Consider the following 26,305-nt stretch of genomic DNA (forward strand, 5'->3'; position numbering starts at 1 on the left):
TACAGGGAAGGGCCCGGAGCTTCAGAAAGCTCCGGGCCCTTCTCTACGTATGTACGTACGTCTTGACGTACGCACCCGGAACGTACATCGCGTACGTGCCGTACGTCTCCGTGCGTGACCCGTGTCGGCGTCTGTGTCAGGCGGCGGCGCGGTTGCCGGCGAGGCGCGGCAGGATGCGGAAGCCGATGCCACCGGCGATCATCGTGGCGGCGCCGATCACCAGGAAGGTGATCTCGGCGGCACCGGTGTCGGCCAGCTCGGCCTTGTCGCCCTTGTTGCCGCCCTGCTCGACCGGCTTGGAGCCGGTGCCAGTGCCGGTGCCGGTGCCGGTGTCGGAGAGGCTGTCCTTGCCCTGGCCCTGCTCGACGGGGTTGGAGCCGCCGGCGGGGTCGGTGTCATTGCCCCCGCCGTTCCCGCCGCCGTTTCCGTTGCCCTGGCCGTTGCCGTTCCCGTTGCCGCCGTTCCCGTTGCCCTCGTTGCCCGGGTCACCCGGGTCCGAGGTGGGCCGGTCCGTCGGGTCCGAGGTGGGCTTCTCGGTGGGCTCCGGCGGGTCGGTCGGCTCGGTCGGCTCGTTGGTCGGCTCCGGCGGGTCCGTCGGCTCCTCCGTCGGGACCGGGTCGGACGGCTCCTCGTCCGGCTCGGTGTCGACGTCGACGTCCACACCGACGCCGCTGTCGTCCGCGTGGGCGCCCACGCCCACGGGGCCGAGGTCGACGTCGAGGGCCGAGGCGGCACCCGCGGCGGTCAGCGAGGCACCGGCGGCGATCACCGCACCGGCGGCTATCCGCGCGACACGAATCCGCGTCTTCTTGGTCATCTGGTTGCTACCCCCAGTAGCTGAAACGTCGGAGAGGCAGCGTCCGAGGCGGCGTTCCGGAGGCGAACGATCAGCCCCCACAGATCCCACGCACCCCAGGAATACGCATACCGCTCGCTAGCCTTTCCACTTTTCACAGCAGCGTCAAGGTCGTTGCGGGCGCGATGTCCGATATCGGGGCAGTTGACCGGCGTAGGGAGATGTGACTGTGACGTAAAAGGCAACTGCCGCCTCGGGGGCGGCAGTTGCCTTGTCGATAAAGCCGCTCTGTGCGGTTTTTACTTCTCCTGCTGCTTGCGCCAGCGAATTCCGGCTTCCAGGAATCCGTCGATCTCGCCGTTGAAGACGGACTCGGGATTGCCGACCTCGAACTCCGTACGCAGGTCCTTCACCATTTGGTACGGGTGCAGGACGTACGAACGCATCTGGTTGCCCCAGGAGTTGCCGCCGTCACCCTTGAGGGCGTTCATCTTCGCCTGCTCCTCCTGGCGGCGGCGCTCGAGCAGCTTCGCCTGGAGGACGTTCATCGCGGTCGCCTTGTTCTGGATCTGCGAGCGCTCGTTCTGACAGGAGACGACGATGCCGGTGGGGAGGTGGGTCAGGCGCACCGCGGAGTCGGTGGTGTTGACGCCCTGGCCGCCGGGGCCCGAGGAGCGGTACACGTCGACGCGCAGCTCGCTCTCGTCGATCTCGATGTGGTCGGTCTGCTCGACCACGGGGAGGATCTCGACCCCGGCGAAGGAGGTCTGGCGGCGCCCCTGGTTGTCGAAGGGCGAGATGCGCACGAGGCGGTGGGTGCCCTGCTCCACGGAGAGCGTGCCGTAGGCGTACGGGACGTTGACGGCGAAGGTGGTCGACTTGATGCCGGCCTCTTCCGCGTACGAGGTCTCGTACAGCTCCGTCTTGTAGCCGTGGCGCTCGGCCCAGCGCAGGTACATGCGCTGGAGCTTCTCGGCGAAGTCGGAGGCGTCGACGCCGCCGGCCTCCGCGCGGATGGTGACGAGGGCCTCACGGGCGTCGTACTCCCCGGAGAGGAGCGTACGGACCTCCAGCTCGTCCAGCGCCTTCCTGACGGCGGTCAGCTCGGACTCGGCCTCGGCGCGGGTGTCCGAGTCGTCCTCCTCCTCGGCCATCTGGAACAGCACACTGAGGTCGTCGATGCGCCCGCGCAGCGCCTCGGCCTTCCTGACCTCCGCCTGGAGGTGGCTCAGCTTGCTGGTGATCTTCTGTGCCGCTTCCGGGTCGTCCCACAGGGACGGTGCGGCCGCCTGCTCCTCGAGCACGGCGATATCGGCCCTCATCTTGTCGAGGTCCAGGACGGCCTCGATCGACTCCATGGTCGAGGAGAGGGACTTGAGCTCTTCGGATACATCGACGACTGCCACGACTCCAGCCTAACGGCTGCGGCAAGCGGGGTTGGCCCCGACGGGTCCCTGCGGGGCTTGAGCGGTTTCCCCGGGGCGGGGGCAGCGGGGCCCGCCTCGGCGGGGGGCCTGTCCGCATGGCGGGGGCCTGTCCGCACGGCGGGGGAGCCTGACCCCACGGCGGGGGCCTGTCCCACCCACCCACCCGTTCACCCCGCGCAGGACGGGACCGTAGGAGCGGCGAGCTGCGGATGCCCCGGGCCGATTCTCCCTACCCCGCCGCTCCGCGGCGGATGCTTCCCCACCCACCCACCCGTTCGCCCCGCACGGGACGGGGCCGTAGGAGCACAGCGGAACGTGCCGAGCAACGGACGGCGGGTGGGACAGCCACCCGCCGGTAGGTCTCCGGGCAGGAGCAGGGAGGGCTACGGCCACCCGTCTGTGCCGGGTAAACGGGCGGGTGGGTGGGACAGGACGCCGCGCAGCGGCGGGGACCACCCACCCGGTGGTGGGGGAACGACCGGCCGAAGTCGGGAGGGCTACCCCCGCCCGTCTGTGCGGGGTAAACGGGCGGGTGGGTGGGGCAGAGCGCCGCGCAGCGGCGGGGACCACCCACCCGGTAGCGGGGGAACGACCGGCCGGAGCCGGGAGGGCTACCCCCGCCCGACTGTGCGGGGCAAACGGGTGGGTGGGTGGGGCAGGACGCCGCGCAGCGGCGGGGACCACCCAACCGGCAGTGGTGAACGACCGGCCGAAGTCGGGAGGGGTGCGGCCACTCGGCCGTGCCGGGTGCACGGGTGGGGCAGGGCGCCGCGCAGCGGCGGTGATCGTTCGCCCCGTGGGGGGACGGCCGCCGGGAGGGTGCGGTCGTCTCTTCGTGCCGGGTCGCGGGTGGGGGGCAGAGCGTCGCGCAGCGGCGGTTGTCGCCCGACCGGCCCGGGGAGCTGGGAGGGTGCGGTCCGGCAGGCGGGGCGGGTGTGCTGGGGGGCGCTGCTCTTCGGGGGGCGGGCGGGGTCAGGGGGCCGTGGGGGAAGAGGTGTCGGGGGCCGTCGGCTGCGCGTCCGAGGAGCTCGCGGCGTAGACGCCGATCCCCGCCGCCGCCGCGAGGACCACCCCGGCCACGCCGAGCGTGACCCGACGGCGCCGCGTGGAGGCGCGGTGCTTGGCGGAGCCGGGGCGGGCCGCGCCGGACGCCCGCGGCGCGCGGGCCGTGCCGCGGGCACCGCCGGCCAGCTCGTCGGGCCCCGGCACCCGCATCGAGGTGTGCGTGTCCCGGTTGTTGGAGTCGGCCGACGTCGACCCCGGCACCAGGGGGACCGCCCCGCGCCGGGGGGCGGCCGCACGCGGCTCGGGGGCGGAGTCCTCGTACGCCTCCTCGGCCGGCGAAGGCTCCGTGTCGGGCTCGTCGACGTCCAGCGGCGGCATCCCCGCGACCAGCGGCAACAGCTCCCGCAGCCGCGCCGCCAGCTCCGAGGCGCGCAGCCGCGAGGCGGGCGCCTTGGCGAGGCACTGGACGAGCAGCTGCCACAGCTCCTCGGGGATCCCGGGAAGCGGCACGACCGTTTCTGTGACGTGGCGGCGCAGGACCGCGCCGGGGTGGCCCCCGCCGAAGGGGGTGAACCCCGCGAGAAGCTCGTACAACACCGTCGCCAGGGCGTAGATGTCGACGGCGGCGCGCGGCGGAAGGCCCTCGATGATCTCGGGGGCGAGGTAGTCCGGCGTACCGATGATCTTCGTGGCGCGGGTCCGCCGCGGGGAGTCGATCAGCTTGGCGACGCCGAAGTCGGTGAGGAGCGCGGGGTGCGCCCCGCCGGGGCCGAGCGGGCCCTGCATGTCGAGGAGGACGTTCTCGGGCTTGACGTCACGGTGCACGATGCCCGCCGCGTGCGCGGCGGCGAGCCCGTCGGCGACGTCGGCGACGATCGCGACCGCGGCCTCGGGGGCCATGCGCCGCTCACGGTCGAGGCGGGTGCGCAGGTCCGTGCCGCGGACGAGATCCATGACGAGGGCCAGGTCGTTGCCGTCGACGACCAGGTCGTGCACGCCCACCACGCGCGCGTGGTCGAGGCTGAGCAGAGCCGTGCGCTCCTGGACGAAGCGGCCGACGAGTTCCTGGTCGGAGGCCAGGTCCTCGCGCAACAGCTTGATGGCGACGGGACCTTCGGGCCCCTCGCCGAGCCACACCGTGCCGGCGCTGCCACGGCCCAGGATCTGGTGGGCGGTGTACCGGCTGCCGATCTTGCGCGTCAAGACTGCTCCTACGGATGCGTGTTGGCGACAAAACTACGCGTCCTTGCCGCCAACCTTCACTCCGGGAGCAGAAATCACCCTGCAGATGTCGACAAATCCCCAGAGTCGTCCGGGGATTGCCCGCCCGCGCGGGCGGGCGCCAGGGAAAACCGGACAGGACCTAGTTGCCGCCGAGCTTTCCGACCCAGCCGCTGACCGTGTCGTACCAGTCCGTCAGCTGCTCCCAGTAGCCCTTCGTCGTGCCGATCCAGTCCTGCAACGGGCTGAACTCCCAGACCAGCCAGCTCGCCACGAAGAGGATGAGGATCGTGAACAGGCAGCCCTTGAGGCAGCCGAGCCCCGGGATCTTCATCGGGTTGGCGCTGCGCTGACGCGGCTGCCTCGGCTCGCGCGCGGGGCGCGGGGCGGGCTGCTGGGGCGCAGGCGGCTGCGGGGGCGCGGCGTACCGCTGGGGCTGGTGCTGCGGCTGGTGCTGCTGCGGCGCGGGAGCGTACGGCTGGGGCTGCTGCCGACGCGGCTGCTGGCCGCGCTGCTGCTGCCCGCGCTGCTGCGGCGAGTACTGCTGCGGGTGCGGCGGCTGCTGCTGGGGCCGGGCCACCTGACGCTGGGGGCGGCGGCGCAGCGGGTCCTGGTCGGGGTCGAGATAGGACTGGACCTGGGTCTGTTCGTTGCGGTCACGGGCCGCGCGCATCTGGTTCTGCCAGGGGTGCGGCTCGTTCGGGTCCGCCCCCGGGCCGTTCGGCGGGACCGGCGGCATGACCGCGGTCGGGTCGGCGGCGCCGCGGTTGTGCGGCAGTACGGAGGTGGGGTCGGCGTCGCCGTGGGCGCCGGTGCCGCGCATGACGCTGGTCGCCGCGTTCGGGTCGTACGCGCCCGCGTTGCTCGGCAGGACCTGCGTGGGGTCGGCCGCGCCCGGGGCGTCCGGCACGGGGGCGGGCGACGGGTCCGGCATGAGCAGGGCGCCCACGCCCTCCGCGGCGGCGATCTGCGCCGGAGTGGAGTGCACGCCCACGCCGTCGGCGACGGCCCGCAGGCCACGGGCGAGGTTCACGGCGCTGGGGCGGCGGTCCGGGTTCTTGTCCAGGCAGCGCTCGATGACCGTCCACAGCGGGTCGGGGACGGTCGAGGGGCGGCGCGGCTCGGCGCTGAGGTGCTGGTGCAGGACTTCGAGGGCCGAGCCACCGGCGAACGGCGGACGGCCGGTGACCAGCTCGTACAGGAGGATGCCGGCGCCGTAGATGTCGACGGCGCTGGTCTGCGGGCGGCCCTCGGCGGACTCCGGCGCGACGTACGCGGGCGTGCCGACGAACTCCTGGGTGCGGGTCAGGCCCGGGGAGTCCGCGAGGCGCGCGATGCCGAAGTCGGTGAGCATCGGGTGCATGCCCTCGGCGTCCTGCTTGACCAGGACGTTCGCGGGCTTCAGGTCGCGGTGTACGACGCCGTCGGCGTGGCTCGCGGCGAGCGCGTCGGCGATCTGGGCGGTCAGCAGGGCCGCGGCGACCGGCGTGAACGGGCCGTTCTCGCGCAGGTAGCGGTGCAGGTCGGGGCCGTCGACCAGGTCCATGACCAGGGCGAGGAGGTCGCCCTCGACGACCAGGTCGCGGGTTCTGACGATGTTCTGGTGGGTCAGCCTGAGCAGGACGGACCGCTCCCTGAGGAAGCGCATCACCACGTCCGCGTCGTTGGCCAGCTCTTCCTTGAGGACCTTGATCGCGACGGTCTCGCCGGGCTGGCCCGCGACGGCCGCCTCGGCGCCCGCGGTCTCCCGCTGGCGGGCTCGCCAGACGGTGCCCGTGGCGCCGCGCCCGAGCGGCTCCTCGAGCAGGTACTTGCTGCCTACCGGCCGCACGTCATGCGCTCCCTGCTGATCTGGCTGGTCCCGTCCGGACGCTGGTCCCGTCCGGGGGTCTGAGGTGTTCCGACCCACTGTAGTGCTGCCGAACGGGGCACCGGTCGATCCGATTCCGCCCGGCTGATTCCCGCGGATCACTGTCCGGGGCGCTGGCGGGTCGCTGTCGGGTCGCTGTCGGATCGCGTCGGGTCGCTGTCGGGTCACTGTCCGGGGGAAAGACGCTCGCCCGTGGCCATTGGTTGCCGGGCAGTCCCCATTTCGACCTTCCCGCACGGACCCTCGCGCCTGTCCCAGGCGGTCCAAGCAGGCACTTTTCCGAGCAGAGGCGACCAATCAAGATCACTTACCGGTGGCCGCCGGGCGTGTTGTCGGTGGCAGGTGCGAGGATGCCCCCAGTACTGGCCGACGTGCCCGTGTGCGGTGGGGGGAAACAGCGCGAGTCCCCGTGCCGGGCGCCCAGCGCAGAAGGGACCGCTGACGGCGATGCAGATCCGGCTGACCGTCCTCGGGCCGCGCAGCGGCCAGACCGAGCAGCAAGGCCGCCCCCCGGCGGCGACCGGGGTTCCCGGCGCCTGTGACGTGCTGGTCACCGCGCCCGCCGGGACCGCCCTCGCCGCGGTGGCCTCCGGCCTCGCCACGGCCGTGGCGGGCACCGAGAGCCCCCTCGTGCTGTACGCGGGCCCGGAGCGCCTGGACGCCCAGCGGTGCACGCTCGGCGAGCCCCCCTTGATCGACGGCGCGGTGCTCTCGCTGGGCGCGCCCGCCGAGCCGGGTCCCGAGCCGACCGGCGCGGCCGCCCAGCTGCACGTGGTGGCGGGGCCCGACGCGGGCGGCGTCCATCTGCTGCACGGCGGCCAGATCCGGGTCGGCCGCTCCGCCGACGCGGACGTCCCGCTGGACGACCCCGACGTCTCCCGGCTGCACTGCGCGGTCACCCTCGCCCAGGACGGCCGCGTGACCGTCACGGACCTGGGCTCGACGAACGGCACCTCGGTGGACGGCAGGGAGGTCACCGACCGTCCCGTGCCGCTCCCCCCGGGCTCCCTGCTGCGGATCGGCGAGTCCGCGCTCCGCCTGACCGGCGGCGGCCCCGGTGCGACCTCCGGAGCGGGCGCCGCCCTGACGACCGCCCCTGACGGCGAGGGGCACGTGCGCGTGCGGCCCGCCGAGACCCCCCAGCCCGCGTTCCTCGCGCCGGGGCGCCCTCCGGAGGGGGCCAACCACCATGCGTACGGCTCGGCGGCCTGGGGAGCGGCGGGCGGCGACGGCACGCACCGGTCGGCCGGGGCCCACGGGACACACGGAGCCCACGGGACCCACGGGACGCATGGCACACACGCGACTCACGGGACTCACGGCACTTCGGGGGCGTACGAGACACAGGAGCCGCACGCCGCACAGGCGTACGGGACGGCGGGGGGCTACGGCAGCGGGGCCGGGGCGTACGACGCGGTCGGCGGCGACCCGGGCGTCGTGCCGTCGCAGGGCGGCGCGCCCGACGCCGAGCGGACCCGCCTCGGCACCCCGCCGCGCGGCACGACGGTCCCGCGCGGCCTGCGCAAGCGGGGCGGCCTCTCGGCCTGGGCGCGGCGGCTGACCGGGGGCCGGGGCAGCGGGCAGGACGAGGGGGCGTACGACGGGTATGACGCGTACGACGCCGACGAGGACGGCGACGACGAGTTCGGGGCGCCGGAGCCCACGCCGGAGGAGCTTGCCGTCGCCGCCGCCGCGCGGACGCCCGAATCCTGGCCGGATCCCGCCACCCTCCTCTTGACGGCGCTCGGCCCCGGCCCCCGCCTCTGGGAGCGCGGCCCGGGCCATCCGGAGGCGCTCGCGGTGCGGCTCGGCACGGTCGACCGGGTGGCGCCCGACGACCGGACGCCGCTGCCCGCCGTGCCGGTCACGGTGAGCCTGCGGGAGGCGGGCGCGCTCGGCATCGCCGGGCCCAGGGAGCGGCTGACCGGGCTGGCGCGGGCGGTCATCGCCCAGCTCGGCGCGTTGCACTCCCCCGCCTGCCTGGAGATCGTGCTGATCAGCACGGACCGCGCGCGCACCACCGCGGAGCGCACCGCCGAGTGGGCCTGGCTCGGCTGGCTCCCCCATCTGCGGCCCACGCACGGCCAGGACTGCCGGCTCCTCCTCGCCTACGACCGCGACCAGGCGGCGGCGCGCACGGACGAGCTGATCCGGCGCCTTGACGACCACATCGCCGACGAGGGCGGCGCGGACGCCGAGGCGGCCGGTTTCGGGGTGGCCTCTCCCTACGGAGGACCCGGTCCCTTCGGGGGGCCCAGCCCCTCCGGAAGGCACGCTTCCGGGGAGCCCGCGTCGCGCACTGTCGTGATCGTCGACGGTGACCCCGGGTCGGCGGGGCTGCGCGAGGCGACCGTGCGGCTCGCCGGTGAGGGCGCGCGGGCCGGTATCCATGTCGTGTGCCTCGCCGAGACCGTGGCCGCCTCGCCCGCGTCGCCGGTCCTGGAGACGTACGAGGCCGCGTGTTCGGTGTCGCCCGCCTTCCGCGCGTGCGGTGCCGTCGCGCTGCTCAGCGGCGATGTGGCGACCGCGCTGCGGCTGATGCGGACGGCGGGCGGGCGGCCCGCGGGGCACGGCACCGTCGCCGCCGTGGACGCGGTGTCGGCGGCGTGGGCCGAGCGGTTCGCCCGGGCGCTCGCGCCGCTGCGGACGGACGGCACGGCCGGTGAGGGGCACGCGCGCGTGTCCGCGCCGCTGCCCCAAGCGGCCCGGCTCCTGGACGAGTTGGGTCTCGCCCGTGCCACGCCCGCCTCGCTGATGGCGCGCTGGGCCGCCGCGGCCGACGACGCGGAGGCGCTGGGCGGGCGGGCCGCCGCGGTGCTCGGCGCGGGGCCGCGCGGGCCCGTCGTCGTGGACCTCGCCGCCGACGGGCCGCATCTGCTGGCCGAGGGGCCCGCGGGCAGTGGGCGTACGGAGTTGTTGCGTTCCATCGCCGCCTCCCTCGCCGCCGCCGAGCGGCCCGACCGGCTCGGCATGGTGCTCGTCGACGGGCGGGACAGCGGGAGTGCGGGCGGGGGCGCCGGGCCGCAGGGCGCGGGGCTCGGGGTCTGCACGGACCTGCCACATGTCACCACGCATCTGGTGGCCAACGACCCGGTGCGGATGCGGGAGTTCGCGCAGTCCCTCGCCGCCGAGCTGAAGCGGCGGGCGGAGCTGCTGGGCAGGCTCGGGTTCGCCGAGTGGCATACGCAGCGGGAGGTCTCGGGGCGGATGGTGGCGCAGAGGTCGCCTTCGTCGGGCGGCGGGACGGGCGGGGCTTCCGGGGCGCGGGGGGCCTCCGAGGCCCGTGGTGCCTCCGGGGCCGCCGCCTCGGGAGCGGGCGGCGCGGATGGTTCCGCCTCTGCGTCCGCTGGGTCGGCTGGGTCGGCTGCGGCCGCTGGGCCCGCCGCGCCCGCGCAGGGGGCCGACGGTGACCTCGATCCGCCGGCCACCGGGTCCACGATGCGGCTGCGGCCCGCGTCGGCGCGGCAGCGGGCCGAGCCGGGGCCCGCGCTGCCGCGGCTCGTCGTCCTCGTCGACGACTTCGACGCGCTGCTCTCGCCCGCCCTCGGCTCGCCGGGGCGGCCCGCGGCCGGGTCGGTCGTGCGGGCCCTTGAGGCGGTGGCGCGGGACGGCGAGCGGCTCGGCGTGCACCTCGTGGCGGCGACGGGGCGCAGTGAGCGGATGCCGGAGACCGAGCTGGGGCAGCGGGCCTCGCTGCGGGTGGTTCTCGACGCGGTGGCCTCGGGGCCGGAGGAGCCCGCGCCCGGGCGGGGCGAGCTGCGGTCGCCGGACGGGCGGGCCACGGCCTTCCAGGCGGGGCGGGTGACGGGGCGGATTCCTCGTACGGCGACGCTGCGGCCCACGGTCGTGCCGCTGGAGTGGGAGCGGATGGGGGATCCGCCGGCTCGGCGGCCCGTGCGGGAGCTGGGGAACGGGCCTACGGATCTGGCCTTGCTGGCCAGTGCGTTGGAGCGGGCGGCGCGGTCCGTCTCGGCGGATCAGGTGCCGTCGCTTCTTTAGGCGGTGGGGGAGCGTCTGTTCCGTCCCCTTTGTCGCGGGGGGCGCCTGTGTCCCGTACGCCCGTTCTATCGGTTCCCTGAGCCGGGGCGTTGTGCCCACCCGTGCCGCCCTGCGGCACGCCTGCCCACAACGGGCAGGGCTCCGTCCGCGACGGGGTGGGCCCGCACGCCTGCCCACAACGGGCTGGCAGGCGCTGCCCTCAGCGGATCGTCGCCCCGTACACCCTCTCCACCCGCATCGTGATCAGTACGCGTCGCTCCGCGACCATCACCTCGCGGTACTCGGCCCAGTCCGGGTGTTCGCCCGCCGCCTTGCGGTAGTAGTCGACCAGGGCCTCCACCTCGGGGCCCCGGGGGTCCGTGCCCGGGCCCGTGAGGGTGACCGTGCCCTCCGCCGTGGCCCAGGCCATGCCGTCCGGGTGGGTGACCTCCAGTGCGGCCCGCGCGTCGCGGCGCAGGTTGGTGGTCTTCGCGGTGCCCGCCGTCGTCGAGATCTGGAGGAGGCCGGTGGCACGGTCGTACGACGGCAGGACCGGGGAGAGCTGGGGGCGGCCGTCCGCCTTGATCGTCGCGAGGACGCCGAGGCGACTGGCGGCGAGCAGCGCGTGCGGGTCGAAGGCCTGAGCGGAGCTGGCGGTGGCTTCAGTCATGTCGGGGCCAACCCGCGCCCCGGTGGTGCCTATTCCCCCCAGTGGTGTGACAAGACCGGGTACGCGCCGATGACGGCACGTCACAACGCCATCACGATCAACGAGTTGACACCGCAGGCCATCTTGCCGCCCCTCCCCGCACGGGCGTAGACAGGCCGCACGGGACTCGCCAGGGAAGAGAACGGGGCAGTGATGCGCAGCACTCTTCGCAGTACACGCAGGGCGCCAATCCATCGGCGCACCACCGCCAAAATCGCCGCGGCCGTCGTCGCGGGAACGCTCGCGCTCACCGCCACCGCATGCGGTGGCGACGGCGACGACGACGGGAAGAAGGGAGGCAAGGGCGGCGGCAAGGACAACGGCGCGTCGGTCCAACTGCCCAAGCTGGACGGGGAGAACGTCTCCGTCTCCGCCGTGTGGGGCGGCTCGGAGCGCAAGGTCTTCCTGAAGGTTCTGGAGGAGTTCGAGAAGAGGACGGGCGCCAAGGTCTCCTTCGTGCCCGCGCAGGACCCCATCATCAGCTTCCTGGAGTCGAAGGTGGCGGGCGGCGAGCCGCCGGACGTCGCGATGCTGCCGCAGGTCGGCGCGATCGAGCAGGCCGTGGAGAACAAGTGGGCCAAGCCGGTCGGTGCCGAGGCGCAGAAGCAGCTCGACAAGAACTACGCCAAGGGCTGGCAGGACCTCGGCGCGGTCGACGGCAAGCAGTACGGCGTGTACTTCAAGGCGGCCAACAAGTCGCTGGTCTGGTACAACACGCGCGTCTTCGAGAACGCGGGCGTGAGCGAGCCCAAGACCTGGGACGACTTCATGAAGACGGCCCAGACGATCTACGACTCCGGGGTGCCGCCGGTATCGGTGGCGGGCGCCGAGGCGTGGACGCTGACCGACTGGTTCGAGAACATCTATCTGTCGCAGGCGGGCCCGGAGAAGTACGACCAGCTCGCCCAGCACGAGATCAAGTGGACGGATCCGTCCGTGAAGGAGGCGCTGACCACGCTCGGTGAGCTGTTCGGGAAGAAGGGCTTCATCGCGGGCGGCGCGGACGGCGCGCTCCAGACGGAGTTCCCCGCGTCCGTGAAGCAGACCTTCAAGGGCGGCGACCAGCCGAAGGCGGGCATGGTCTTCGAGGGCGACATGGTCTCGCTGCCGATCTCGGAGACGAAGGCGAAGGTGGGCACCGACGCGAAGGTGTTCCCGTTCCCGGCCGTGGGCGAGGAGTCGCCGGCCGTGGTCGGCGGTGACGCGGCGGTCGCGCTGAAGGACAGCAAGGGCGCGCAGGCGCTGCTGACGTTCCTGGCCTCGCCGGACGCGGCCGAGATCTGGGCCGAGGCGGGCGGTTTCATCTCGCCCAACAAGAGCCTGGACCTGGCGGCCTACCCGAACGACGTGCAGCGCAGCATCGCCAAGGCGCTCATCGCGGCGGGCGACGACATCCGCTTCGACATGTCCGACCAGGCCCCGCAGGCCTTCGGCGGCACGCCGGGCAAGGGCGAGTGGAAGGCGTTGCAGGACTTCCTGAAGAACCCGAAGGACGTCGAGGGGACACAGAAGACGCTGGAGACGGCCGCCGCCAAGGCCTACAAGGACTGACGCGATGGCGTCCGCGAACGCCGGGGGCACCGCCAAGGTGGCGCCCCCGGCCCCGACCCCGCGCAAGAGCGTGACCGGCACCCGCAGGATGGTGGCGGTACTCTTCCTGCTGCCCGCCCTGGTGCTGCTCGGCGCGCTCGTCCTCTACCCCATCGGGTACTCGCTGTTCCGCAGCTTCTTCGACTCGTCGGGCGACTTCACGGCGTTCGACAACTACAAGACGCTGTTCACGGACGACAGCATTCTGACCGCCATCAAGAACAACGCGATCTGGCTGGTCGTGGCGCCCACGGTGGCGACCGCCCTCGGCCTGATCTTCGCCGTGCTGACCGAACGGGTGCGTTGGGGCACGGCGTTCAAGCTCGTCATCTTCATGCCGATGGCGATCTCGATGCTGGCCGCGGGCATCATCTTCCGGCTGGTGTACGAATCCGATCCCGACCGGGGCGTCGCCAACGCGGTGGCGGTGAGCGTGCACGACACGTTCGCCGAATCCTCGGCGTTCCCGCAGGCGCACCCCAGCATGAAGTCGCCCCTGAAGTCGGCCGGTGGCGGCGCCTTCATCACCAAGGACCCGGTGCGGGCGGGCACGCCCGTGGTGCTGCCACTGACTGGTGTGCCGCCGAACGAGATGCCGGACGACGCGAAGGCGGCGAAGGCGGCGCGGCCCGACCCGGACCGGGTCACCGGCACGGCCTGGCAGGACTTCACGCGCGGCAAGGGCCGGGGCGAGGTCAACGCCCCCGACACCGCCGAGTTCGGCTACGCGGGCATCAAGGTCGAGGCCGTCAAGGACGGCGAGGTGGTGGCGTCCACCGAGGCCGGGGCCGACGGCACCTTCGCGCTGCCGAAGGAGGCGGACGGGGCCCAACTGCGCTTCCCCGCATCGAACTTCCGCGAGCCGTACAACGGCGTCGACTGGCTCGGCCCGTCCCTGATCACGCCCGCGGTCATCGGCTCGTATCTGTGGATGTGGGCCGGGTTCGCGATGGTCCTGATCGCGGCGGGGCTCGCGAGCGTGCCGCGTGAACTCCTTGAGGCGGCGCGGGTGGACGGCGCCAACGAGTGGCAGGTGTTCCGGCGGGTGACGGTGCCGCTGCTCGCGCCGGTCCTCGCGGTGGTGCTGGTCACGCTCATGATCAACGTACTGAAGATCTTCGACCTGGTCTTCGTGATCCCGCCGGGCTCCTCGAAGGACGACGCGAACGTCCTCGCGCTCCAGCTCTACAACTCGGCGTTCGGCGACCGTGACGCGGGTGTGGCCAGCGCCATCGCGATGCTGCTCTTCCTCCTGGTGATCCCGGTGATGCTGTTCAACATCCGGCGCATGCGGCGGGAGGGGCGACGATGACGACCCAGACGGAGATCGTCAGGGCCAAGCAGTCCGTGGGCGGGCGCATCGCGTCCGCCCTGGGGGGCACCGCGCTGCGCGTGTTCCTGGTGCTCGTGGGGCTGTTCTGGCTGGTGCCGACCATCGGGCTGCTGATCGGCTCGCTGCGTACCTCCGCCGACATGAGCGAGAGCGGCTGGTGGAAGGTGTTCGGCGCGCCCTCGCAGATGACGCTGGACAACTACTCCAACCTCCTCAAGGACGAGACGATCACCGACTCGATCCTCTCCAGCGTCATGATCACCGTCCCGGCGACGTTGCTCGTGGTCGTCCTCGGCTCGCTCGCCGGGTACGCCTTCGCGTGGATGGACTTCCCGGGCCGCGACTGGTGGTTCATCGGGGTGGTCGGGCTGCTCGTGGTGCCGGTGCAGGTGGCGCTGTTGCCGGTCTCCGAACTCTTCGGCGAGATCGGCATCTTCGAGACGACGGTCGGCGTGGTCCTCTTCCACGTGGCCTTCGGCCTCCCCTTCGCCATCTTCCTGCTGCGGAACTTCTTCGCGGAGATCCCGCGCGAACTCCTGGAGGCGGCGCGCCTTGACGGGGCGGGTGAGCTGCGGCTCTTTCTGCGGGTCGTGATGCCGCTGGGGGCGCCCGCGATCGCCTCGCTCGGCATCTTCCAGTTCCTGTGGGTCTGGAACGACATGCTGATCGCGCTGATCTTCGCCGACTCGGAGAATCCGCCGATCACGGTGGCGCTCCAGCAGCAGGTGCGGTTCTTCGGCGACAACGTCCACATCCTGGCGCCCGGCGCCTTCATCTCGATGGTGATCCCGCTGGCGGTCTTCTTCGCGTTCCAGCGGCAGTTCGTGTCGGGTGTGATGGCGGGGGCGGTGAAGTAGGAGAGGCAGGCACAGCAGGCACGACAGGCACAGCAGGCGCGTCATATTCGTACGGTGATTCGAGGCGGCCCGCGTTCGGGCCGCCTCCTTCCGTGTGTCCCCCGGCCCGCGGGCCCCCGGCACTGCTCCGAGCGGATCGATTCCGCTGTGCGGGCGAGGGAAGCGGCCCGTGAGGCGAGCGGCGCGGAGCAAAAGTGGGCAAAGTAGACAAATGCGCCACTTTGGGTTCACGTCACCGCGCCGCCCCGGGCCTCCGCCGCCGTTCGTACGGCGGTTGCGCGCCAGTGCGCGCGGCACGCGGTTCCGGCTGGAGCGGGCCGCCGCGGGGCGGGTGCGGCGGGCCGCGGGGCGGGGCGAGCCCCTGCTGACGCCCGTGCACCTCTCGCTCCGCGACAGCCGCACGCTCAATGTCGCCCTCGCCGCGGAGGGAGCCACGGACCGGGCCCGGCTGCTCATCACCCGCGGCCACCGCCGGGTCGCCGTCCCCCTGGCCTTCGAGCGGCACTCCGCCGACGCCCCGCTGCTCACCGCCACGGTCACCCTGCGGGACATGCGGGACGGCGTCTGGCGGCTCACCGTCGAGACGCGGGACGCCGACGGACGCGTACGGCGACGGGGGATCGCGGCACTCGGGGACAGCGCGGTGCCGGGTACGCCGACCGTGCCGCACGCCCCCGATCCGCTCACCGGGACCCTCGTACGGATCGTCAGGTCCCGCAGCGGGCGGGCCGTGCTCCAGGCCACGCGGTCGCGGCCCCGCGCGGAGCTGGTGCGGTTCGCACCGCGCGGGGACGGGATCACCGTCCACGGCCGGCTGGTCGGGGCCGCCTCCCCGCCCCGGCGCGCGGAGGCCGTGCGGCGCAGGGACAAGGTCGTCGTGCCTGTCGATGTCGACGTCGACAGCGACAGCGACGCGGCGGGGCCGGGCGGCGCGTTCACCCTGCGGGTGCCGCTCGGCGCGATGACCGGGGCCGGGCCCGGGCAGTGGGTGTGGGACTTCCGGGTGGACGGGCTGCCGCTCGGGCGGTGGCTGTCCGACGTACGGGACCCGTCGGCCGCCTACCCGACCCCCTTCCGCGTCTTCGCGCTCCCGGACGGCGCACTGGTCCGCGCGCACGCCCACTTCACCCGGACGGGTGCCTTCGCGGTGACGTGCTGGGACATCACCGGCCTCACGCGCGAGCCGGCCGACCCCGCCCCCCGATCGCCCGCCCTCACCCCCGAACCATCCGCCCCCGCGTCCGCACCACCCGCCCTCACCCCCGAGCCCGCGAAGGAGACCTCATGAAGATCACGTATCTGCTCGGCTGGGGCGACGAGATGGGCGGCACCGAGCTGGCCACCTACACCCAGGCCAAGCACCTCGCCGAGCGCCCCGGCATCGAGGCCGAGGTCGTCTCCGTCTTCCGCACCCGCGCCGAGCCGTTCTTCGCCGAGGCGCGCGACCTGTCCGTCCGCTACCTCGTGGACCGCACCACGACCCCCGCACGGCCGGTGCGGGAGAGTGAGTTGGACGACGCCGCGTGCCGCACCCTCGCCGCGCTGCCCAGCGAGCTGATCAAGCCCGCCTGGGAAAACACCTTCGACCGGCTCTCCGACATCGAGCTGACCGCCGCGCTCACCGCGCTCGACACCGACGTCCTGGTCACCACCACGCCCGCGCTGCTCGCCGCCGCCGTGGCGCTGGTGCCCGCGCGTGTCGTCACCGTCCACCAGGAGCACCGCCCCACCCAGCGCCGCGGCCCCTCCGGCGAACCCCTGCTCCTGCACGCCCCCCGACTGGACGCCCTGGTCACGCTCACCGAACGCACCCGCGACTGGATCGCCGAGTCCCTCGGGGCCACCGCCCCCGAGCTGGCCGTTATCCCGAACGCGGTGCCGGACGGCTTCCGGCCGCGCGCCGACGGCGAGAGCAAGGTCATCGTCATGGCGGCGCGGCTGACCGGCGAGAAGCGCGTCGACCATGCCGTCCGCGCCTTCGCCCAGGTCGCCGACGCCCACCCGGGCTGGACGCTGCGGATCTTCGGCAGCGGCCACCGCGAGCGGCATCTGCGCCGACTCGTCGACGGGTTCGGCCTGCACGACCGGGTCGAACTGCTCGGCCCCTGCCAGGACATGGCCGCCGAGTGGGCCAAGGCGGGGCTGAGCCTGATGACCGCCGGGCACAACGAGGCGTTCCCGCTGGTGCTCCTCGAAGCGCTCGCCGCCGGGGTGCCCGTCATCGCCTACGACGTGCTGACCGGGCCCGCCGAGATCGTCCGGCACCGCGTCGACGGCCTCCTCGTGCCGCCCGGAGAGGTCGGTGAACTCGCCCGCGCCATGGACGAGTTGATGGGCGACGACGCGACCCGGCGCGCCTACGCCCGTGCCGCCCGCGAAGGCGTCTACGCCCGCTTCTCCTCGGCGGACGTCACCGCCCGCTGGGAGGAGCTGTACACCCGGCTCGTGGCGGACCGCGACCGGCCCCGGCGGCTGCGCGGGCGCGCGGACCGCGTCGCCCTCGGTGTCGCGTCCGGCGGCTGCGGCTTCCGGCCCACCGCCCCGCACACCTTCGACGCCGCGGCCGCCGCCGACGAGCGGGCCCGCGAGGACGAGATCATCGCCGCCGACACCACGGGCCGCGTGATCCGCTCGGTGGGCCGCCTCGCCGAGCGCCGCGACGACGTGCTCGCCCCGCGCATGGCGGAGTGGAACCTGCGGCTCACCGCATCCGCCCTGGAGGCCGGTGAGGTGCCCTACGTGCTCGTCCGCACCTCCGACGGCACCGCGCACACGCTGGCCGTGGCCGCCGACGACCAGAGCCGCGCCCTGAAGGCCCTGGCGGGGGCGTTGCGCGGGCAGCCCGTCTACGCCGAGCTGGTCAACCCGCGCGACGCGGCTCCCGGCGCCGTCCTGGCCGAACGCCTCGACTCCATCGGCGAGCTGTCCGGCGTGAAGGTCTTCAAGCCGGTGACCACGACGACGCTGTCGCTGCGGCACGGCGCGGGCCTCGCCTGCACCGTGGCGTTCTGGCCCCGGGCCGCGCGGAGCACGTCCGCGGCGGCCGACGGCTTCCGCGCGCCCTTCGGGACCACGCTCGCCGGCGGGGAGCTGCCCTCGCTCACCCCGACGGCGACCCTGCGGGTGGGAGACCGCGACTACCCCACCCTCCAGGTCTTCACCGAACTCCTCGTCAAGGACGTGGACTTCCCCATCGACGCCGTCTACACCTGGGTCGACGACTCCGACCCCGAGTGGCGCGCCCGCCGCGACGCGGCCCGCGGCGGCACCGGGCGGGAGTCGGCCGACGACGGCGCCGTGCGCTACCGCAACCGCGACGAGCTGCGCTTCAGCCTGCGCTCGCTGGCGATGTACGCGCCGTGGATCCGGCACGTGTACCTCGTCACGGCGGGGCAGGTCCCCGACTGGCTCGACCGCGACCACCCCGGCCTGACCGTCGTCGACCACCGCGAGCTGTTCGCCGAGCCCGACGCGTGCCTGCCGACCTTCAACTCGCACTCCATCGAGTCCCAGCTGCACCGGATCGAGGGCCTGTCGGAGCACTTCCTGTACTTCAACGACGACATGTTCCTCGGCCGCCCCACCACCCCGGACACCTTCTTCCTCAGCAACGGCCTGGCCCGCTTCTTCTGGTCGTCGGCGTCCGTGCCCGCCCTGCCCCTCTCCCCCGACGACGAGGGCTATCTGGCGGCGGCGAAGAACAACCGCGAGCTGCTGCGCCGCGCGTTCGGCAGGACGACGACGCACAGCTTCTTCCACGTGCCGTACGCGCTGCGCCGCAGCATCCTCACGGAGATCGCCGAGCGCTTCCCCGAGGAGACGGCGGCCACGGCCCGCAGCCGCTTCCGCTGCGCCGATGACTTCGCCCTGGTCTCCTCGCTGCACCAGCACTACGCCTACCTCACCGGGCGGGCGGTGCCGGGCTCCATCTCGTACGACTTCGTGGACATCGGCGACCGCGCCGACCACGCGCGCCTGGGGCGGCTGCTCCAGAACCGCGACCGCACGGCCTTCTGCATCGGGGAGTCCCCCGACAGCGGCATGGCTGACGAGGAGATGGCGCTCGCCATCAGGTCGTTCCTGACGGCGTACTTCCCGGTCCGCTCGCCCTACGAATCCTGAGGCGAGGAGGCCCCGGAAGGCAGGAAGAGCCGCCGGACGACGCGTTCGGCGGCCTTCCCGTCGTCGTAGGGGCAGAAGCGCGCCCGGAACGCGGACCGCAGCTTCGCCGCCTCCGGCGTGTCCCAGCCGCCGCCGCGGAACAGCTCGGTCAGCTCGTCCTCGGTGGTGGCCACGGCCCCCGGCGTCTCGCCCGGCCGCCCGGAGAGCAGGTCGAAGTAGGTGCCGCGGGCCAGCCGGTAGGCCTGCCAGTCGGGGGCGTACGTCACGATCGGGCGGTCCAGGCAGGCGTAGTCGAACATCAGCGACGAGTAGTCCGTGACGAGCGCGTCGGCGGCGAGGCAGAGGTCCTCCACGCGCGCGTGGCCGGTGACGTCGATGAGCCGCGGGTGCGCGTCGAGCCCGGCGTCGGCGCCGTAGAAGTAGTGGGCGCGCACGAGGACGACGTATTGGGGGCCGAGCCGTTCGGCGAACCGCTTGAGGTCCAGGCGGGGCAGGAAGCCCTTCTGGTAGTCGCGGTGGGTCGGCGCGTACAGCAGCACGGTCCGCCCGTCGCCGACGCCCAGCTGCGTGCGGATGCGGGCGATCTCCTCCTCGCCCGTCGTGAAGTACACGTCGTTGCGCGGATAGCCCGCCTCCAGCGGCTGGTAGGCGGTGGAAGGGTAGACGCGCTCCCAGATCTCCGTGGAGTGCGGGTTGGCGGAGAGGCTGAAGTCCCACTGGTCGGTGTGGTCCAGGACCTTCTGGAAGCTGATGCCGTGCGTGCCCGCCGGGTAGCGGCGCTGGTCCAGGCCCATCTTCTTCAGCGGGGTGCCGTGGTGGGTCTGGAGGTAGACCTGGCCGGGGCGCTTGGTGAAGCCGCCGGGGAAGCTGGAGTTGTTGACGAGGTACGTGGCCGTCGCCATCGCCTGCCAGTAGCGCCGGGAGCCTTCGACGACGTAGTCGACGCCTGCGGGCACCTTGTGCTTGTGGCGTCCGGAGACCACCCACACGCCCCGGATGTGCGGGGCCAGTTCGCGGGCCTTGGCGTGGATGGCGGCGGGGTTGCAGGAGACCGCGCGGTTCCAGTAGGCGCCGTAGACCGCGAGGTGCGGGTCGAGGGAGCGGTGCAGGTCGGTGCGGTAGGCGGCGCGCATGGCGCGGGCGCGCAGCCTCTTCTTCTGCTGCTTGAGGTGCCGGGTGAGGCGCAGGCGCCGGGTCTCGGCCTTGCGCAGGCCTTCGTAGGCGGTGAAGGAGGCGGCGGCGAGGGCCTTCTCCTCGGGGGTGCGGGGCTCGGTGCCGGGGGCCGCGCAGGCCCGGTGGAGGCGGGCCGCCTCGCGGAAGAAGTCGCGCCGGTCGGCAGCGCGGATCCGGCCCGGGTCGTCGAGGACGGCGAGGAGGTGGGCGGCGGCGTGCGGCAGGAGCCGGGCGCGGTCGGCGGGTCCGGCGGCGGCGAGGAGTTCCTCGTACCGCCCGACGAGCGCGAAGTGGTGCCTGCCCGGCGTCTTGGCGAAGCTGCCGCCGCGCCGCTCGCGCCAGCGCACGCAGCTCCGGTCGAGGACGGCGAGCCGCTCGCCCGCGCGCAGGGTCGCGGTGTGGACGGGCACCACGTCCTCGTACGCCCCTTCGGAGAAGGCCAGTTGGCTCTCGCGCCAGAAATCGCGGCGGAATACGCGGTTCCAGGCGGCCGGGGTGACGGAGAGCGGGTCGCCGGTGAGATGGTCGCCGCCGGGGCGGACGGTCTCCCACCAGTCGATGCGGTCGTGCGCGAAGAGCAGGACGTCCGGGTCGCCGTGTTCCGTGAGGGCCGCGTCGACGGCTTCGAGGGCGCCCGGCAGCAGCACGTCGTCGCCGTCGAGGAAGAGGAGATGGCCGCCGGTGGCGTGCTCGGCGCCGGTGTTGCGGGCGGGGCCGGTGCCCACCTGCGCGGTCAGGCGCAGCAGTTGCACGCGCGGGTCGCGCTCGGCGTACTCCGCGGCGATCGCGGCGCAGGCGTCGGGCGAGGCGTCGTCGACGACGATCAGTTCGAGGTCGCCGAAGGACTGGGTGACCACCGAGTCCAGGCATTCGCGCAGGTAGCCCTGGACGCGGTGGGCGGGGACGACAACGGAGAAGCGCGGCATGACAACCGACCGTAGTCAGCGGGGCACGGCCTGTCGAAGACCTCCCGTCACTCATTGGGGTGACAGACGCCGACGGTACTGACCGTCGGGAGCGACGAGCGGGCAAATGGGGCTAAATATGCCGTACTCCCATGAAAGGCCGGTCGCCGTGCAGCCCCGTCTCAGCGTCGTCGTGCCCATCTACAACGTCGAGGAGTTCCTGGAGGAGTGCCTGGAGTCGATCGCCCGGCAGACCCTGCACACCGCGGCCGGCCCGGGACGGTCCGGCGGGCCCGAGGGGCCGGGCGGCCTCGAATGCGTCATGGTCGACGACGGCTCGACCGACGCCAGCCCGCTCATCGCGCGTGAGTTCGCCGCCAGGGACCCCCGTTTCGTCTACGTCCGCCAGCGCAACGCCGGGCTGAGCGCCGCCCGCAACACCGGCGTGCGCAAGGCCTCGCCCACCGCCGAGTTCCTGACCTTCGTCGACAGCGACGACGTCGTGCCGCACGACGCGTACGAGCGGATGATCGCGAGCCTGGACGAGACCGGCTCGGACTTCGCGAGCGGCAACGTCTGGCGGCTCACCGAGCGCGGCCGCTCGCAGGCCTGGCAGTACAAGTGGCTGACCGAGCCGCGGGCGCGTACGCACATCTCCCGCGACCTGGACCTGCTCTCCGACCGCGTGGCCTGGAACAAGGTGTTCCGCCGCGCCTTCTGGGACCGGCACCGCTTCACCTTCCCCGAGGGCAAGCTCTACGAGGACACGCCCGTGATGATCCCGGCGCACTTCCTCGCCGGGTCCGTGGACGTGCTCAGCGACCACGTCTACTACTGGCGGGTCCGCGAGGGCTCCATCACCCGGCGGCGCACCGACGTCAAGGGCGTGCGGGACCGCATCGCGGCGTGCGCGCACGTCAGCGGCTTCCTCGCCGAGCACGCGCCGGAGATGAAGAAGACGTACGACGCCTCCTGCCTGCGCGACGACTTCGTGTACTTCCTGGAGGGGCTGCCGATGGGCGGCCCCGAGTACCGCGCCGCGTTCATGACGGACACGGCGGCCTTCCTGCGCCGCGCCGACCCGTCCGTGATCGCCGGGCTCCCCGTCGACCTGCGCATCAAATGGCAGCTCGTCCGTGAGGCGCGCACCGCCGAACTCATCGAGCTGCTCGCCTTCGAGCGGGCCAACGGCACCGCCTTCCACGTCCGCGGGGCGCTGCGCCGCCGCGCCTGCTACCCGGGCCTCGGCCGCGTCCCCGAGAAGCTGGCGCGGATCGGGCGTGCTGACCTGCCCGTGGTGGCGCGGGTCGGTGAGGCGCGGTGGGACGCCGAGGGCAAGCTGCGGATCAGCGGATACGCGTACGTACGCAATCTGGCGGCGACCCGCCCCGGGCACTCCGTCAAGGCGGGGCTGCTCAAGTCGGCGCACAGCAGGGGGCGGTTCCGGCACGTGCCGACGAGGACGGTCGCCGCGCCGCAGGCCACCGAGCAGTCGCGCCAGCAGCTGCACTGCTACGACCTGTCCGGCTTCGAGATGACCGTCGACCCCGAGCAGCTGAAGACGGGCGGGACGTGGCAGCCGGGGAACTGGCTGCTCGGCGTGGTCGTCGCCGGGCACGGCACGGTGCGGCGCGCGGCCGTGCGGTCCGCCGACGGGGCGTCCGCCCAGTCCCTGGTGCGCGAACTCGGCGACGGGCTCCGCCTGGTCCTCGGCTTCAGCAAGGGGCGGCTCGTGCTGCGGGTCCAGGAGTACGCGGCGCGCGTGGACGCCCATCGGCGCGACGGCGGCGACGTGGTGCTCAGCGGGAGCCTGCCGGGGCGGGTGCGGCCCAGGGCCCTGCGGCTCACCCACAAGCACTCCGGCACGGACCTCGACTATCCGGTGGCCCTCGCGGACGACCGCTTCGAGGTCCGGGTGCGGCTCGCGGATCTCGCGGGGGTGGCCCCTACCCCGCACCTCGCGCCCAAGGAGGTCGAGCCGCCGCACGGTGACCGCTGGCAGGCCAACCTCGTGCTGCCCGACGGCAGGCTGAAGTCCCTCGCGGCGACGCTGGACCTGGCCCCCGGGCGGTACGCCTCGGATACGGGCCGCGAGCTGTGCGCCACCGCCAACGACCAGGGGCAGCTGGTCGTCGAAGTGACCCGGCAGCCGATCGCCGACCGTGTCGCGTGGGGCGCGGACGGCACGCTGACCGTCGATCTGCTGGCGTCGCAGTCCGGCTGGCCCGAGGCGGAGTTCGTCCTGCGGCACAGCGGCCGCGACGAGGAGCTGGCGGTACCGGCCGTACGCGAGGGCGAGCGGCTGCGGGCGGTGGTGGCGCCGGGGGGCGGGGCGCTGCGGGAGGGGCGGTGGTACGCGTTCCTGCGGGAGGCGGGGGCGGAGGCCAGGGCCGGGGGCGGGGAGTGCCGGGAGGCCGAAAGGGCTGAGGGAGCCGGGCGGCGTGAGGATGGCATGCCCGTGCGGCTGCTCGCCTCCGTTGCCGCGAGGCTGCCGGTCCACCAGGCCGTCCAGGGGCGGGAGTTCACCGTCGACCGGCGGTTCGGGGACCGGCTGCTCGTCGAGGCGGGGTCCGTCCTCGCCCGCTCCGAGCGCGGCGCCTACCGCCGGCACCGGCTGCGCACCGCCCACTATCCGAACCACCGCGAGCGGCCGCTGAGGGACGCCGTCCTGTACTTCGACGGCGACTCGCCCCGCGCCGTCCACGAGGAGCTGGTGCGGCGCGGCGCCGACGTCGAGCACCTGTGGGTCACGCACGACCAGCAGACCCGCGTCCCGGCCGGCGCGAAGGGCGTGGAGGAGCACAGCGCCGCCTGGTACGAGGCGCTGGCCCGCTGCCGCCGCATCGTCACGGCGGGCCATCTGCCGGACTTCTTCGAGCGCCGCGAGGGCCAGACCGTCGTACAGACCTGGAACGGCGCCCCGCTCAAGCGCATCGGCACCGACCTCACCGGCACCCTCTACGCCGACCACGGCCACCTCGACGCCCTGCCCAGGCTCTCCCGCCAGTGGGACGTGCTGGTCTCGCCGAACCGCTTCTCCACCCCGCACCTGGGCCGCGCCCTCGCCTACGACGGTGAGGTCCTGGAAGCGGGCTCGCCCCGCAACGACGTGCTGTTCGGCGACGACCGCCGCAAGACCGCCGAGCGCGTCCGCCGCGAACTCGGCCTCACCCCGGACAAGCGGATCGTGCTGTACGCGCCGACGTACCGGGACCATCTCGCCTACTCCCCCGGCCGGTTCCGGTACGAGCCCGCGCTCGACTTCCGCGCCGCCGAGTCGGTGCTCGGCGACGACCACGTCCTGCTGGTGCGCAAGCACCCGCTGACCTCGGGCAGGCTGCCGGGCGCCCGCGCCCCCTTCGTACGCGATGTGTCGGCCCATCCCCGCGCCGCCGAACTCCTGCTGATCGCGGACGTGCTGGTGACCGACTACTCCTCGCTGATGTTCGACTTCGCGCACACCGGGCGTCCGATGCTCTTCCACGCGTACGACCTGGAGCACTACCGCGACACCGTGCGCGGCTTCTACCTCGACTTCGAGACGAGCGCCCCCGGCCCGCTGCTCGCCTCCACCGGCGAGGTCGTCGAGGCGCTGCGGGACCTGGACGCGATCGCGGCCCGGCACACGGACGCGTACACGGCGTTCCGCGAGGCCTACTGCGACCTGGACGACGGCAGGGCGGCGGCCCGCGTCGTGGAGAGGCTGATGCGGTGACCGGCACGACGCTCCTCGCCCGCGGCACCGCCCACGGCGCGACGGCGCTGCGCGGCGGCGGCCGGTGGCGCCCCTCCCCCTACCTGGTCTTCGGCGGGCTGTTCTGGCTGGTGATGTCGCTGGCGTTCTGGCGGGTGCCGATGTGCTGCGACTTCGGGCAGCACGCGGCGGTGGTCGAGCGCCTCAAGGACGACCTGCTCCACCCCGCGCACCCGATGGCGGACCTGCCGGGCGAGGGCAGCGCGTACTACTCGCCGTACGCGGTCGCCCAGGGCGTGTTCGCCAAGGTGACGGGGCTCGCGGGCTGGCAGGTCGTGAAGCTGGCGGGCCCGCTCAACCTCCTGGTCCTGCTCACCGGCATCGGCCGTTTCGTGCGCGGCCTCACCACGCGGCCGTGGGCGCCGGTGCTCGCGCTGTGCGCGATGGTGCTGCTGTGGGGCACGCGCATGGCGTGGTGGAGCGGCTATCTGGGCCTGATGTCGATGACGGGGAACCTCGGCTACCCCTCGACGTTCGCGATCGGGCTCGCGTTCTGGGCGTGGGCGTGGGCCGGTTCGCTGGCCCGGGGCCCCCGCTGGGATTCGGCGTGGGCGTCGGGGCGGGGCCTTTGGCCTTACGTCGGTCTGGGCGCCCTGTGCGGGCTCATCCTGCTCATCCACCCGATCTCGTCGGTGGCGGCGGTGCTCGGCGTGGTCGCGTTCGCGGCGTCCGACCGCAGGGTGTGGGCGTGGGCACGGCTCGGGGCGTGGGCGGCGACCGGTCTGACCGCGGCGGTCGTGGCGGCGCTCTGGCCGTACTTCAGCGTCTTCTCCCTGGTCGGCGATGAGAGCGTCGACTGGATCCACCGCCAGCTCTACACCGAGATGCCGCAGCGCTTCTGGCTCGCGCTGCTCGGGCTCCCGGCCCTGTGGCTGCGGCTGCGCAGGGACCGCAGGGATCCGCTGGTGCTGATGTTCGTCCTGGAGTGCGCGGTCGTCGCGTACGGCTGGGTCAGCGGCCACTACACCTACGGCCGCATCCTCGGCCTGACCCTGGTCCCGCTCCAGTTCGCCCTCGCCATCGAGCTGGCGGCGCCGCGGACCTGGGGGTGGCGGCGGGGCGCGCTCGCGGGGGCGGCGGCGCTCGGGGCCTGCGTGGGGTTCTTCCAGATCCAGGCGGGCGCCGTCGTGCCGCGCGCGCTCGACCCGATCGGCTTCGACCAGCCGCCGCGCTGGCCCGGCTACGGCTGGGCGGTCGAGCACATGCGCCGGGGCGACGTCGTCCTGACCAACGGCTACTGGCCCACGCGGTCGGTGCCCGGTCACGGCGCCAACCTCGTCGCGCCCGCCTGGCCGGACGCCTCGCTCGACGAGGACGTGCGCAATCGCCGCCTGGCGGCCGTACGCGCCTATCTCTCCCCCGACTCCACGCGCGCGGGGCGCATGGCGACCGTGCGCCGCTACGAGGTGCGGTGGCTGCTGCTCAGCCGCGACCAGAAGGTGCCTCCGGAGGCGGTGGTCGTCGACTGGAGCCGGCGGACCGGCGAGGTGCTGGCGCGGGTCGGCGGGTCGGCGGGTCAAAAGCCCCACAAGGAGGCAAGGCCGCACCCATGAATGCCCCACTAA

Annotated in this window: 14 protein-coding genes; 8 read left to right on the forward strand and 6 right to left on the reverse strand. The window is 73.5% G+C overall.

The genetic code is table 11. From position 1 onward, the window contains the following. Window positions 1-136: 136 nt before the first annotated feature. The 4 genes from DMA15_RS14040 to DMA15_RS14055 all read right to left on the reverse strand — a co-directional run bounded on the left by DMA15_RS14040 (window position 137) and on the right by DMA15_RS14055 (window position 6,280). Window positions 137-817 (reverse strand): hypothetical protein, encoded by a 681-nt coding sequence (locus tag DMA15_RS14040; RefSeq protein ID WP_125513087.1) that lies wholly within the window; start codon window positions 815-817, stop codon window positions 137-139. Between the two features lie 278 nt (window positions 818-1,095). Continuing rightward, a complete protein-coding gene (prfB, locus tag DMA15_RS14045; RefSeq protein ID WP_125513088.1) occupies window positions 1,096-2,202 on the reverse strand; it encodes a peptide chain release factor 2 in 1,107 nt (368 codons plus the stop codon). 993 nt (window positions 2,203-3,195) lie between these two features. After that, on the reverse strand, window positions 3,196-4,431 hold the full coding sequence (locus DMA15_RS14050) for a serine/threonine-protein kinase (RefSeq protein WP_125513089.1): 1,236 nt from the start codon (window positions 4,429-4,431) through the stop codon (window positions 3,196-3,198). A 160-nt stretch (window positions 4,432-4,591) separates the two neighbouring features. Further along, window positions 4,592-6,280, reverse strand: a complete 1,689-nt coding sequence (locus DMA15_RS14055) for a serine/threonine-protein kinase (RefSeq protein ID WP_125513090.1) — start codon at window positions 6,278-6,280, stop codon at window positions 4,592-4,594. Window positions 6,281-6,766: 486 nt separating this feature from the next. Between DMA15_RS14055 and DMA15_RS14060 the strand changes: the two genes are divergently transcribed. Further along, on the forward strand, window positions 6,767-10,318 hold the full coding sequence (locus tag DMA15_RS14060; RefSeq protein ID WP_125513091.1) for an FHA domain-containing protein: 3,552 nt from the start codon (window positions 6,767-6,769) through the stop codon (window positions 10,316-10,318). A 199-nt stretch (window positions 10,319-10,517) separates the two neighbouring features. Here DMA15_RS14060 and DMA15_RS14065 read toward each other — a convergent pair whose 3' ends face one another. Next, window positions 10,518-10,967 (reverse strand): PPOX class F420-dependent oxidoreductase, encoded by a 450-nt coding sequence (locus tag DMA15_RS14065; protein WP_125513092.1) that lies wholly within the window; start codon window positions 10,965-10,967, stop codon window positions 10,518-10,520. Between the two features lie 192 nt (window positions 10,968-11,159). On the opposite strand from DMA15_RS14065, the gene DMA15_RS14070 reads away from it, so the two are divergent. The 5 genes from DMA15_RS14070 (at window position 11,160) to DMA15_RS14090 (ending at window position 18,908) form a co-directional block, all read left to right on the forward strand. After that, window positions 11,160-12,557, forward strand: coding sequence for an ABC transporter substrate-binding protein (locus DMA15_RS14070; protein WP_125513093.1), 1,398 nt, complete (start codon window positions 11,160-11,162; stop codon window positions 12,555-12,557). Window positions 12,558-12,627: 70 nt separating this feature from the next. Then, window positions 12,628-13,908 carry a sugar ABC transporter permease gene (locus DMA15_RS14075; RefSeq protein WP_125517766.1) on the forward strand — a complete coding sequence of 427 codons (1,281 nt, stop codon included), beginning with the start codon at window positions 12,628-12,630 and terminating at the stop codon, window positions 13,906-13,908. Next, window positions 13,905-14,786, forward strand: coding sequence for a carbohydrate ABC transporter permease (locus DMA15_RS14080; protein ID WP_125513094.1), 882 nt, complete (start codon window positions 13,905-13,907; stop codon window positions 14,784-14,786). The genes DMA15_RS14075 and DMA15_RS14080 overlap by 4 nt, the downstream gene beginning before the upstream one ends. 211 nt (window positions 14,787-14,997) lie before the next feature. Continuing rightward, window positions 14,998-16,074 carry a hypothetical protein gene (locus tag DMA15_RS14085; protein ID WP_125513095.1) on the forward strand — a complete coding sequence of 359 codons (1,077 nt, stop codon included), beginning with the start codon at window positions 14,998-15,000 and terminating at the stop codon, window positions 16,072-16,074. Further along, window positions 16,071-18,908 carry a stealth conserved region 3 domain-containing protein gene (locus DMA15_RS14090; protein WP_125513096.1) on the forward strand — a complete coding sequence of 946 codons (2,838 nt, stop codon included), beginning with the start codon at window positions 16,071-16,073 and terminating at the stop codon, window positions 18,906-18,908. Before DMA15_RS14085 ends, DMA15_RS14090 begins: the two co-directional genes overlap by 4 nt. On the opposite strand, the gene DMA15_RS14095 is transcribed toward DMA15_RS14090, so the two are convergent. Then, window positions 18,896-21,007: a CDP-glycerol:glycerophosphate glycerophosphotransferase gene (locus DMA15_RS14095; protein ID WP_125513097.1), complete on the reverse strand. Its 2,112-nt coding sequence runs from the start codon at window positions 21,005-21,007 to the stop codon at window positions 18,896-18,898. The two genes, DMA15_RS14090 and DMA15_RS14095, sit on opposite strands and share 13 nt — an antisense overlap. Window positions 21,008-21,125: 118 nt before the next feature. Between DMA15_RS14095 and DMA15_RS14100 the strand changes: the two genes are divergently transcribed. Then, window positions 21,126-24,701, forward strand: a complete 3,576-nt coding sequence (locus DMA15_RS14100) for a bifunctional glycosyltransferase/CDP-glycerol:glycerophosphate glycerophosphotransferase (protein WP_206302731.1) — start codon at window positions 21,126-21,128, stop codon at window positions 24,699-24,701. Next, window positions 24,698-26,293, forward strand: a complete 1,596-nt coding sequence (locus DMA15_RS14105; protein ID WP_125513098.1) for a hypothetical protein — start codon at window positions 24,698-24,700, stop codon at window positions 26,291-26,293. Before DMA15_RS14100 ends, DMA15_RS14105 begins: the two co-directional genes overlap by 4 nt. Window positions 26,294-26,305 lie beyond the last annotated feature (12 nt).

It is taken from the genome of Streptomyces sp. WAC 01529 (genome assembly GCF_003945545.1).
GTDB lineage: Bacteria > Actinomycetota > Actinomycetes > Streptomycetales > Streptomycetaceae > Streptomyces > Streptomyces anatolicus.